Here is a 10610-nt window from a genome sequence, read left to right as displayed (position 1 = left end):
TTGGCCCCGACCTCGAACAACAACGGAGACACCCCATGACGCAAGACCTGACCCGTCGCACGCTGCTCGTCGCGGCCGTCGCCCTGCTGCTGCCCGCCCTGTCCCAGGCCCAGGCCCCGACCCAAGGCACCTGGCCCAGCAAGCCGCTGCGCATCGTCGTGCCCTTCGCGGCTGGCGGCACCACCGACATCCTGGCCCGCGCGCTGGCGCCCGAGCTGCAGAAGGCCCTGGGTCAGCCGGTCTTGATCGAAAACAAGCCCGGTGCCGGCGGCAACACCGGCGCGGCCGAAGTGGCCCGCGCCACCGACGGCCACACCATCCTGATGGGCACGGTGGGCACCCACGGCATCAACCAGTCGCTCTATCCCAAGCTGCCTTATGACCCGGTGAAGGACTTCGCGCCCATCACCCTGGTCGCGGCCGTGCCCAATGTGCTGGTGCTGAACCCGGCCAAGGCCCAGGCGCTGGGCATCAACTCGGTGCAGGACCTGATCAAGGTCGCCAAGGCCAATCCCGGCAAACTGAACATGGCCTCCAGCGGCAACGGCACCTCCATCCATCTGGCCGGCGAGCTGTTCAAGAGCATGACCGGCAGCTTCATGCTGCACTTCCCCTACCGCGGCTCGGGCCCGGCGCTGATGGACCTGATGGGCGGCAACACCGACCTGATGTTCGACAACCTGCCCTCGTCGCTGCCGCAGATCAAGGCCGGCAAGCTCAAGGCGATTGCCGTCACCAGTGCCAAGCGCAGCGAGGCCCTGCCCGAGCTGCCCACCATCGAGGAGGCCGGCGGCCCGGCGCTGAAGGGCTATGAGGCCAGCTCCTGGTTCGGCCTGCTGGCGCCCAGCAGCATGCCCGCCGCCCAGGTGCAGCTGCTGCAGCGCGAGACCGCCAAGGCCCTGGCCTCCCCGGCCATCAAGGAGCGCCTGGCCAGCCAGGGCGCGATCGCCAGCGGCATGCCCAGCAGCGAGTTCGCCGCGCTGATCCAGAGCGAGACCAAGAAGTGGGCCCAGGTGGTCAAGGTCTCGGGCGCCAAGGTCGACTGATGCATCTGTGGCAGCGCTGGCAGGACTACCGCCGGCAACTCCTGCGCGACGATCTGCTGGCGGCCCTGGTCGTCAGCGTGTTGCTGATCCCGCAAAGCATCGCCTACGCGATGCTGGCCGGCCTGCCGCCCCAGGTCGGGCTGTATGCCAGCCTGCTGCCGCTGCTGCTCTATGCGGCCTTCGGCTCCAGCGCCCATCTGGGCCTCGGCCCGGTGGCGGTGCTGGCGCTGATGATTGCCCAGACCCTGGGCCAGGCGCCGGCCGGCGTCAGCCCCAGCGAGGCGGCCCTGGTGCTGGCCGCCGAGGTCGGGCTGATCCTGGCGCTGGCCGCCGCGCTGCGCCTCGATGCGCTGGCCGCGCTGCTGAGCGTGCCGGTGTTGCACGGCTTCGAGACCGGCGCCACCTTGTCGATTGCGGCCAGCCAGCTGCCGGTGCTGCTGGGCAGCCCGGCCAAGGGTTTCGAACTGCCGGCCCTGCTGCAGAGCGCCTGGCGCAGCGGCTTCGCCTGGCATGGCCTCAGCGCGCTCTACGGCCTGCTCGCGCTGGCCCTGCTGCTGGCAGCGCGGCGCTGGCTCAAGGGTCTGCCGGGCCGGCTCGCGCCGCTGCTGATACTGCTGGCCGCGATGGCCCTGGCCCATGGCTCGGATGCGCTGTCGCGCGGCGTGCCGCTGGTCGGCCAGCTGCCGCCGCTGCGCCTGCACTTCAGCCTGCCGCGCCTGGACGGCGCGCTCTGGCTGGCCATGCTGCCGGGCGCCTTGCTGGTGGCCCTGGTCGGCTATGTGTCCAGCCTGGTGGTGGCCGAGTCGCTGGGCCGGCGCGCCGGCCAGCGCATCGATGCGCGGCGCGAGCTGCGCGGCCTGGCCGGCGCCAACATCGCCGCCGCGCTGAGCGGCGGCATGCCGGTGGCGGCCAGCTTCTCGCGCAGCGTGCTGATGTATGACGCCGGCAGCCGCAGCCGCATGACCGGGGTCTTCATCGCCGGCGTGATGGGGCTGGCCATGCTGCTGCTGGCCGAGCCGCTGGCCCAGCTGCCCAAGGCGGTGCTGGCCGCGACCATCATCGTCGCGGTGCTGTCCGGGCTCAAGCTCTCGCCCTACCGCGAGGCCTGGCGCTATGCCTGGCCCGAGGCGCTGCTGATGCTGAGCGTCAGCGCGCTGGTGCTGCTGTGGAGCGTCGCGGCGGCGCTGGGCATCGGCGTGCTGGGCTCGATCGCGCTGCTACTGCAGCGCACCGCGCGCCCCCATGTGGCCCTGATCGGCCGGGTTCCCGGCACCGAGCACTACCGCAATGTCGACCGCCATGCGGTCGAATGCCTGCCCGGTGTGCTGGGCCTGCGCATCGACGAAAGCCTGCTGTTCACCAACGCGCGCAGCCTGACCGAGGTGGTGCAGAGCTATCTGGCCCAGCAGGGCGAGCCGACCGGCCGCGTCGTGCTGCAGATGTCACCGGTCAACGGCATCGACTTCAGCGGCCTGGAAGCCCTGCGCGAGCTGCACGAGGCCCTGCGCCGCCAGGGCATCCGTCTCGACCTCAGCGAGGTCAAGGGCCCGGTGCTCGACCGGCTGCGCCGCAGCGGCTGGCAGGACTGGTTCGCCGGCCAGGTGTTCCTGAGCCATCATCAGGGGATGTTGGCTGGGGATGCGGTCGGTTCGCCTCGATAGCCGAACTCCCCGAGAATCGGGGCTTCAATGCAAGGACAGCCGAGGCTATCCGCCATGTCGATGATTCTTCGTGAAGGCTTGTCGATCACGCCGCCGCTGCGCGCCGTCGTCGAGAAGCTCTGGGTCAGCGACGGCGGCGCCGCGCCGGCGGTGGCGCGCGAGCACACCCTGCCCACCGGCGCGATGAGCCTGGTGCTGCGCCTGTCCGGCCCGCCGCTGCGGCTGTTCGACAGCGCCGCCCAGGAGCTGGGTTTGTGCATCGTCGGTGGCGCCCGGGAGCGCCTTTATGTGCGCGCCGGCGCCGCGCCCGGCCGCTCGGTCGGTGCCCAGCTGCGGCCGGGCGCCAGCCAGTGGCTCTTGGGCGTGCCGGCGCTGGCGCTGGCCCATCGCCACACGCCGCTGGACCAGCTGTGGGGCAGCACGGCCGAGGCATTGCGCCAGCGGCTGGCGGCCGAGGCCGCGCCGCTGCGGGCGTTGGATCTGTTCGAGGCGGCGCTGCTGGCGCGGCTGGCGACGCCGCGACCGGCACTGCCGGCTGCGCTCGCTTTTGCATTGGCGGCCTTTGCCCGAGGGCAGCGCGTCGACGCGGTGGTGCAGGCCAGCGGCTTCAGCCACCGCCATTTCAATGCGCTGTTCGGCGCCGCCGTCGGGCTGACGCCCAAGGCCTTCTGCCGGGTGCAGCGCTTCCAGACCCTGCTGACGGCGATGGCGGCCGGTCCCGCGCGGCCGCTGGCCGAGCTGGCGCTGGACGCCGGCTACAGCGACCAGGCCCATATGAGCCGGGAATTCAGCGGCATTGCCGGACTGACGCCGAGCGCCTACCGCCGCATCGCGCCGGTGCAGATCAATCATGTGCCGATGCCGCCGGCGAGCCTGCGGACCTGAGGTCAAATTCCTTCAAGCCGGCGACGAAGCGGCGCGTTAAGGTGGCGCCTCAGATCAACCGAGGAGCGAGTTCATGAGCGTCAAGGAAGTCTTTGCCCAGCTGCGCGTGCGCAATGCCGCGCAGGCCATCGCGTTCTACCGCCGCGCCTTCGGCGCCACCGAGCTGTTTCGCCTGACCGAGCCCGGCGGCCGCGTCGGCCATGTGGAGCTGGACTTCGGCGGCCATGTGATCATGTTCTCGGACGAGTACCCGGAGATCGGCTGTGTCGGCCCCGAGACGATAGGTGGCACCTCGTTCTCGATCCATCTGCATGTCGACGACTGCGATGCGCTGATCGCGCGCGCCATCGAGGCCGGCGCCACGCTGATCAGGCCGGCCCAGGACGAGTTCTATGGCGAGCGCTCGGGCACCGTGCGCGACCCCTTCGGCCATTTGTGGAATATCGGCCATCATCTGGAGGACGTCACGCCTCAGGAGATGCAGCGCCGCTATGACGCGCTGTTCGGCTCAGGCCAGTAGGGCATCGATGCCGCGCAGAAAGCGCGCCAGCTCGATCGGCTTGGTCCAGTAGTCGTCGAAGCCCTGGGCGCGCGCGGCCTCGATATCGGCCGGCATCGCATTGGCCGACAGCGCGATCACCCGGCAGGCGCTCAGGGCCGGCGAGCGACGCAGCGCGCGCAAGACCTCGCTGCCGTGCAGATCGGGCAGCTGCATGTCCAGCAAGATCACATCGGGGCGCAGCTGCAAGGCCAGCGCGATGCCGGCACGGCCGGTGTCGGCCGTGCTCAGCGCCACCGCCGGACGCAGCGCCAGCAGCTCGCGCACCAGCTGCAGATTGGTCGGGTTGTCCTCGATGCACAGCAGCTTCAGGCGTGCGCCCGCCACGGCATGCGTCGGCGGCGGCGCCATCAGCGGCGGCAGCTCGTCCAGCGGCGCCGGGCGCGTGCCCTCCTGGTCGGCCGGCAGCCAGATGCGGAACTCGCTGCCGACCCCGGGCTCGCTGAGCAGCTCGATCTGGCCGCCCATGCGCTCGGTCAGCTGGCGCACGATGGTCAGGCCGATGCCGGTGCCGGCGATGCCCTCGAGTTCGGCACCCAGCCGGTTGAAGGGCTCGAAGATGCGCTGGCGCACGTCCGGTGCCAGGCCGCGCCCACTGTCGCGCACCACCAGCGCCCATTGCGCTGGCCCGTCGCCGCCTTCGGACCGGCCGCGCGCCAGCGTGCCGACCTCGACCCAACCCTGGGCGCGGTTGTACTTGATCGCATTGGTCAGCAGATTGATCGCCACCTGGCCGAGCCGGCGGCGATCGGCCCGCACCCGGCCGGGCAGCTGCGGCTCGGCCAGGCGCAGCGCGATGCCGGCGGCCTGGGCCGGCGCGGCCACCCATTCCAGCGCCTGCTGGACCAGCGCCTGCAGCGACACCGGCTCGTCGGCCAGCGGCTGCTGCTCGACATCGATGCGGGCCAGGTCCAGCACATCGTCGATCAGGGCCAGCAGATGGCGGCCGGCCGCATCGATGCGGGCCAGGCGCTCGCTCTGACGCTCGCTCAGCGGCTCGCTGGCGTCATAGGCCAGCAGCTGGGCGAAGCCGAGCACCGCGTTCAGCGGCGTGCGCAGCTCATGGCTGACCCGGGCCAGGAACTCGGACTGGGTGCGCTTGAGCTGTTCCAGGCGCTGGCTCTCCAGCAGCAGGGCCTGGGCCTGGTGCCGCCCGGTCACATCGACATTGATGCCGGTGCGGTAGCTCGGCCGGCCCTGCTCATCGCGCACGGTACGGCCACGGCTGACCAGCCAGTGCACCGAGCCATCGGGCCAGACCACGCGGAACTCCCATTCCAGCACCGCCTCGCTGTCACCGCGCTTGTAGCGGCCCGAGATCTCGGCCCAGGCGGCGCGGTCCTCCGGATGCAGGCACAGCTCGGCCAGCTGATCGATAGGGCGCGGGTCGGCGGGATCGAGGCCGCGCAGCCGGTACATGGTCTCGCTCCAGTAGCTGTGCTGCGCGTCGACGCGGTGCCAGACGCCAACGCCGGCCGCGCCGAGCGCGAACAGCGTGCGCTCGCGCTCCTGCTGCAGCTCGAACTCGACGCCGCGCCGGTCGGTCACATCCAGATGCAGGCCATAGGCGGTGTGCCGGCCATCGCGCAGCTCGTGCCGGGTCCAGCTGTGGACCCAGCGCACCCGGCCCTCGGGCGTCAGCACGCGGAACTCGCTCTGATGGCTGATCTGGCCCTGGATCTCGGCCTCGCGATACTCGCGCTTCAGGCGCTCGCGGTCCAGCGGGTGCACATGGTGGGCCCACCAGAAGGCCTGGCTGGGCGGCGGTTTCGTCGGATCACAGTGGTGGATGAGGTACATCGGCAGATTCCACTCGGGCCGGCCGTCATTGCCATGCAGGCTCCACAGCCCCAGACCCGCCGCCTCAGCCGCCGAGACCATGCGTTCGCGCTCCGCGACCAGCACGCTGAGATCGAGCGAGACGCCCAGCAGGCCCAGCACCCGGCCGGCGGCGTCGCGCTGGGCGACCCGGCGGGTCAGCACCGGGCACCAGCGGCCATCATCCTGGCGGTAGCGGGCCAGCGTATCGACGCGCGCCTGGCCCTCCAGCGCGGCCACCGCCGCGCGCCGCACCGCCTCCCGGTCATCGGGATGGATGCGCTCGCGCACCAGGTCCAGCGCGACACCTTCCTGCGGCGAGGGCATGCCGGTGGGGCCGGCGCCATAGGGGTCGTAGCTGATGCGCTGGGTCTGCGGGTCGAGCCGCCAGATCGACAGCCCGGCCAGCTGCACGGCCTGCGCCAGTCCCGGATCGAGGGCCGCCGCCTGCCACCACAGCAGCGCGCCGTCCTCGACCAGCAAGGCCTGACCCTCGAAGTCCGCGCTGCCGAGCCGCCAGGGCCGCACAGCGTCGTCGGGGGCTTGCAGCACCGCCTGCGCCAGCGCCAGCCAGGCCGGGTCGGACGCGTCCAGGCCCCGGGCCCATTGCAGCGCCGCCGCATTGGGCTCGCAGCGCAGCGCCGCCGCATCCTGTCGCCAGACGCGCAGCGCCGCTTGTCTTGCCTGACGCCAGAACGCTTCCATCATGGGCCGTCGATTGTGCTGCGTCCGAGTGTAGCGAGGCCGGGCCTGCTACGCTCCAGGCCCATGTCACCGCACTCTTTTGCTGCCCCGCTGCTGGCCCTGGCCCTGCTGATCGGCGCCGCGCCAGCCCAGGCCGCGCCGCCGCAGCGCCTCTCGCCCCATGTCTGGATGTTCGAGGGCCTGTCGGCCGCCGGCAGCCGCGAGAACCGCAACAACATCTCCAACGCCGGCCTGATCGAGACCGCCGACAGCCTGGTGCTGGTCGACGCGCTGGGCTCGCCGGCGCTGGCGCGCGAGCTGCTGCAGGTCATCAAGACGCTCAGCCCCAAGCCGCTGAGCCATGTGATCCTGACCCACTACCACGCCGACCACATCTACGGCCTGCAGGAGTTCAAGAAGGCCGGGGCGCGCATCATCGCCCACCAGGCAGCACGCGAATACCTGAACAGCGAGACCGCCGCCCAGCGCCTGCAGGCCAGCATCGCCGAGGGCCTGGTCGAGCCCGGCACCACGCTGGTGGCGGCCGACCAGTGGGTGGACCGCGAAACCCGGCTGAGCCTGGGCGGGCTGGAGATCCAGCTGATCCCGGTCGGACCGGCCCACACGCCGGAAGACCTGAGCGTCTGGCTGCCGGCCGACAAGCTGCTGTTCGCCGGTGACCTGGTGTTCCGCGGCCGCATCCCCTTTGTCGGCCAGGCCGACAGCCGGCGCTGGGTGGCCTCGCTGGATCGCCTGCTGACCCGCCCGGCCGCCGTCATCGTGCCGGGCCACGGCCCGGCCTCCACCCAGTCGGGCGAGGCCTTGCAGGACCTGCTGCTGACCCGCGACTACCTGGCCTATCTGCGCGCCACCATGGGCCGGGCGGCGCGCGAGATGACGCCTTTCGATGAGGTCTATGCTGCCACCGACTGGTCGCGCTACGAGGCCTTGCCGCTGTTCAAGCTGGCCAACCGCATGAACGCCTATAACACCTATCTGCTGATGGAGCAGGAGAAGGACTAAAGCGCCGGTCACGCGCTTCTGTTAACTTCCGCGCTCGCTAGAACAAGGGGACCGTCGCATGAGCGAGACCAAAAACAGGCCGCAGCCACCTGCGGCCGCACAACTACAAGGCATTCGACGCGGTATCGAAAAGGAAAGCCTGCGCGCGCTGCCCGATGGCCGCCTGGCCCTGACCCCGCACCCGCTGGCGCTGGGTTCGGCCCTGACCCACCCCCACATCACCACCGATTTCAGCGAATCGCAGCTGGAACTCATCACCGGCGTGCATGCCGATGTCGAGGCCGCGCTGACCGAGCTGCGCGAGGTCCACCAGTCGGTCTACCAGGTGCTGCAGGCCGAGGGCCAGGAGCGGCTGTGGGTCGGCTCCATGCCCTGCGGCCTGCCGACCGATGAGACCATCCCGCTGGGTCGCTACGGCCATTCCAATGTCGGCCGCGCCAAGAGCGTCTACCGCATGGGCCTGGGCCAGCGCTACGGCCGGCGCATGCAGACCATCTCGGGCATCCACTACAACTGGTCGCTGCCGGGCGTCACGACCGAGCAGTATTTCGGCCTGATCCGCAATTTCCGCCGCCACTCCTTCCTGCTGCTCTATCTGTTCGGCGCCTCGCCGGCCCTGTGTTCGAGCTTTGTCGAAGGCCGCGCGCACGAGCTGCATCCGCTCGGCACGCACACCTATCACATGCCCCACGGCACCTCGCTGCGCATGGGCCGGCTGGGCTACCAGAGCGATGCTCAGGCCTCGCTCTCGGTCAGCTACAACAGCCTGGAGAGCTATGCGGCTTCGCTGCAGGAGGCGCTGACCCGCCCCTATCCAGCCTATGAAAAGCTGGGGGTGCGCGGCGTCGGCGGCGACTACAACCAGCTCAGCCCCACGCTGCTGCAGATCGAGAACGAGTTCTACGGCACGATACGCCCCAAGCGCGTGATCCGCTCCGGCGAACGCCCGCTGCACGCGCTGCGCGAGCGCGGCGTCGAGTACGTCGAGGTGCGCTGCATGGACCTCGACCCCTTCGAGCCGCTGGGCATCAATGCCCAGACCATGCGTTTCCTCGACATCTTCCTCCTGCACTGCCTGCAGACCGACAGCCCGCCGGACAGCCCCGACGAGATCGCCGCGCTGGCCAACAACCAGCACCTGACCGCCGCCCGCGGCCGCGAGCCGGGCCTGCGCCTGGCCCGCGGCGGCGCCGAGATCACGCTGGCCGACTGGGGCGCCGAGCTGCTGGACGGCTGCGCGCCGCTTGCGGCGGCCCTCGATGCAGCCCATGGCGGAGGGGCCTACCAGGCCGCGCTGGCCGATGCCCGCCTGACCCTGGCCCAGCCCGAGCGCAGCCCCTCGGCCCGGGTGCTGGCCGCGATGGCGCAGGACTTCGGCGACAGCCATGTGGCCTTCATCCGCGCCCAGTCCGAGCAGACCCGCCAGGCCCTGCTGGCCCTGCCCTTCGGCCCCGAGCTGCAGCAGCGCTTCGCCGCGATGGCCGAGGCCTCGGTGGCCGAGCAGCGCCGCATCGAGGCCGCCGACGTGATGGACTTCGAGAGCTATCGCCAGCGCTATCTGGCGCCGCAAAGCCTGTTCGTCTGAAGGCCCGCAGGCGGGCGATCTCTCAGGGCTTCAGATAGGCATAGCCCTCGCGCGTCTGCAGCCGCGCCGCTCGTACCACGCCGGAAGGCGTGAACTCGGCGTCCATCACGAAGGCCTTCTTGTCGAGGTTGCGGTTCTTCAAGGTGATCTCGCAGACCTCGAACTTGACGCCGCGCGCCACCAGGGCCGAGACCAGGGGCGCGTAGTCGATATTCGGGTTGTTCTTGTCCTTGGCGCCTTCCAGCAGGAAGTCGACGCCCTCGGCATGGGTCACGACGACGATGCGGGTGTCGGGTGCCACGTCCAGATGGTTGCGGATATTGCGCAGGCCCTTGGTGGCCTGGAGGGCCGCGTTGTCGATGTGATAGACGACCTTGTCGCCCGCAGCGGCGGTCTGGGCGATGACAGGCAGGGACATGGCCAGCGCCAGGCCGGCCAGCAGGGCGGTTCTTCGGGTGTTCATCGCGGTCTCTCCATCAGTGAATCGGGCATCAAGGCAGGCGCAGCTCGGCCAGCTTCCAGCGCAGCAGGCCGTCACGCCGGAGCACCAGGTCGACCGGATCCTCGTTTTCGCCCTGTTTCTTGACGCTGAAGACAAAGCGGTCGGCGCTCTCGTAGCCCATGCGGGTCTGCAGCGCATCGGCCGGCGCCGGCTCGGACCCGATGCCGGTGACGGCGGCCGCCGGCTGCTGGCCTTGCAGCACACGGGCCAGGCTTTCGGGCGTGATCAGGCTGTCCACCATCGGGCCCAGCAGCGCGCCGGCCACCGCCGCGCCCATCACATTGGCCGGGGTCGGTTCACCCCGCTCATTGCGCTCGGCGCCGATCAGGCGTGCCTGCATGCCGGTCTTCAGGCTCTGGCGCAGCGCCGGGAAATCGACATAGCCGGCCAGCTTGGCGGCATCCTGCGTCGCCGCCGCGCTGCGGATCTGGTGCAGGGCCAGATAAGGCGTGGCGTAGAAGCACAGGCCGGCCAGCAGGGCGGCCGCAAGGCTCAGCTGGTGCCGGCGCCGCATCACAGGCTGGCGTTGACGCGCAACGATTCCAGCCGCAGCGCCAGCGACTGCTCCAGCGCGCTGAGTGCCTGCTGCAGACGCTGACGCTCGTCCGCATCGGTCGCCAGCTCGACGGCGGCGCGCAGCCGCGCCCGCTCATGGAAGAGCTCGACCTCGGGCGGTGCATAACCGGCGTTCTTCAGGATCTTGAAGGGCATGCGCAGCGCCTCGGGCGTCGCGTGCCAGCCCTCATCCTCGTCGAACGGCCGGCCATAGCCCTCGGCCGCGGCCAGCTCGCCGGAGGCGGCGGCCTCGCGCAGCTTGCGGGCGATTTCTTCATCGAGCGTCATCGCG

At 70.7% G+C, this 10610-nt stretch carries 10 protein-coding genes; 6 read left to right on the top strand and 4 right to left on the bottom strand.

What is annotated here, in order from left to right; genetic code table 11:
• The first annotated feature begins 35 nt into the window (after nucleotides 1-35).
• From ABGI63_RS04600 to ABGI63_RS04585, 4 genes are all read left to right on the top strand, one after another.
• A complete protein-coding gene (locus ABGI63_RS04600) occupies nucleotides 36-1046 on the top strand; it encodes a Bug family tripartite tricarboxylate transporter substrate binding protein (RefSeq protein ID WP_349741270.1) in 1011 nt (336 codons plus the stop codon).
• Nucleotides 1046-2707 (top strand): SulP family inorganic anion transporter, encoded by a 1662-nt coding sequence (locus tag ABGI63_RS04595; protein WP_349741269.1) that lies wholly within the window; start codon nucleotides 1046-1048, stop codon nucleotides 2705-2707. Before ABGI63_RS04600 ends, ABGI63_RS04595 begins: the two co-directional genes overlap by 1 nt.
• A gap of 54 nt (nucleotides 2708-2761) precedes the next feature.
• A complete protein-coding gene (locus ABGI63_RS04590) occupies nucleotides 2762-3592 on the top strand; it encodes a helix-turn-helix domain-containing protein (RefSeq protein ID WP_349741268.1) in 831 nt (276 codons plus the stop codon).
• Nucleotides 3593-3665: 73 nt separating this feature from the next.
• Nucleotides 3666-4112: a VOC family protein gene (locus ABGI63_RS04585; RefSeq protein ID WP_349741267.1), complete on the top strand. Its 447-nt coding sequence runs from the start codon at nucleotides 3666-3668 to the stop codon at nucleotides 4110-4112.
• Here ABGI63_RS04585 and ABGI63_RS04580 read toward each other — a convergent pair.
• On the bottom strand, nucleotides 4101-6677 hold the full coding sequence (locus ABGI63_RS04580) for a hybrid sensor histidine kinase/response regulator (RefSeq protein WP_349741266.1): 2577 nt from the start codon (nucleotides 6675-6677) through the stop codon (nucleotides 4101-4103). The genes ABGI63_RS04585 and ABGI63_RS04580 overlap by 12 nt on opposite strands.
• 60 nt (nucleotides 6678-6737) lie before the next feature.
• Between ABGI63_RS04580 and ABGI63_RS04575 the strand changes: the two genes are divergently transcribed.
• On the top strand, nucleotides 6738-7676 hold the full coding sequence (locus ABGI63_RS04575; RefSeq protein WP_349741265.1) for an MBL fold metallo-hydrolase: 939 nt from the start codon (nucleotides 6738-6740) through the stop codon (nucleotides 7674-7676).
• Nucleotides 7677-7734: 58 nt separating this feature from the next.
• Complete coding sequence (gene gshA / locus ABGI63_RS04570; protein ID WP_349741264.1) at nucleotides 7735-9261, top strand: glutamate--cysteine ligase; 1527 nt, start codon at nucleotides 7735-7737, stop codon at nucleotides 9259-9261.
• A gap of 22 nt (nucleotides 9262-9283) precedes the next feature.
• Here gshA and ABGI63_RS04565 read toward each other — a convergent pair whose 3' ends face one another.
• From ABGI63_RS04565 to ABGI63_RS04555, 3 genes are read right to left on the bottom strand one after another with little or no spacing between them, the layout of a single operon-like run.
• Nucleotides 9284-9724, bottom strand: a complete 441-nt coding sequence (locus ABGI63_RS04565; protein ID WP_432767373.1) for a DsrE family protein — start codon at nucleotides 9722-9724, stop codon at nucleotides 9284-9286.
• Between the two features lie 28 nt (nucleotides 9725-9752).
• Nucleotides 9753-10277, bottom strand: coding sequence for a DUF2939 domain-containing protein (locus ABGI63_RS04560; RefSeq protein ID WP_349741263.1), 525 nt, complete (start codon nucleotides 10275-10277; stop codon nucleotides 9753-9755).
• On the bottom strand, nucleotides 10277-10606 hold the full coding sequence (locus ABGI63_RS04555; protein ID WP_349741262.1) for a DnaJ family domain-containing protein: 330 nt from the start codon (nucleotides 10604-10606) through the stop codon (nucleotides 10277-10279). Before ABGI63_RS04555 ends, ABGI63_RS04560 begins: the two co-directional genes overlap by 1 nt.
• Nucleotides 10607-10610 lie beyond the last annotated feature (4 nt).

It is taken from the genome of Roseateles cavernae, assembly GCF_040187885.1.
In the GTDB taxonomy this organism is placed as follows: domain Bacteria; phylum Pseudomonadota; class Gammaproteobacteria; order Burkholderiales; family Burkholderiaceae_C; genus Roseateles_E; species Roseateles_E cavernae.
The sequence above is the reverse complement of the archived record's forward strand: the minus strand, read 5'-3'. Positions and strand labels throughout refer to the sequence as shown.

Coding starts and splice junctions, on each gene's coding strand:
- ABGI63_RS04555 (WP_349741262.1), bottom strand. CDS start 10,606: ATGACGCTCGATGAAGAAATCGCCCGCAAGCTGCGCGAGGCCGCCGCC.
- gshA (WP_349741264.1), top strand. CDS start 7,735: ATGAGCGAGACCAAAAACAGGCCGCAGCCACCTGCGGCCGCACAACTA.
- ABGI63_RS04575 (WP_349741265.1), top strand. CDS start 6,738: ATGTCACCGCACTCTTTTGCTGCCCCGCTGCTGGCCCTGGCCCTGCTG.
- ABGI63_RS04595 (WP_349741269.1), top strand. CDS start 1,046: ATGCATCTGTGGCAGCGCTGGCAGGACTACCGCCGGCAACTCCTGCGC.
- ABGI63_RS04580 (WP_349741266.1), bottom strand. CDS start 6,677: ATGATGGAAGCGTTCTGGCGTCAGGCAAGACAAGCGGCGCTGCGCGTC.
- ABGI63_RS04590 (WP_349741268.1), top strand. CDS start 2,762: ATGTCGATGATTCTTCGTGAAGGCTTGTCGATCACGCCGCCGCTGCGC.
- ABGI63_RS04600 (WP_349741270.1), top strand. CDS start 36: ATGACGCAAGACCTGACCCGTCGCACGCTGCTCGTCGCGGCCGTCGCC.
- ABGI63_RS04560 (WP_349741263.1), bottom strand. CDS start 10,277: ATGCGGCGCCGGCACCAGCTGAGCCTTGCGGCCGCCCTGCTGGCCGGC.
- ABGI63_RS04585 (WP_349741267.1), top strand. CDS start 3,666: ATGAGCGTCAAGGAAGTCTTTGCCCAGCTGCGCGTGCGCAATGCCGCG.
- ABGI63_RS04565 (WP_432767373.1), bottom strand. CDS start 9,724: ATGAACACCCGAAGAACCGCCCTGCTGGCCGGCCTGGCGCTGGCCATG.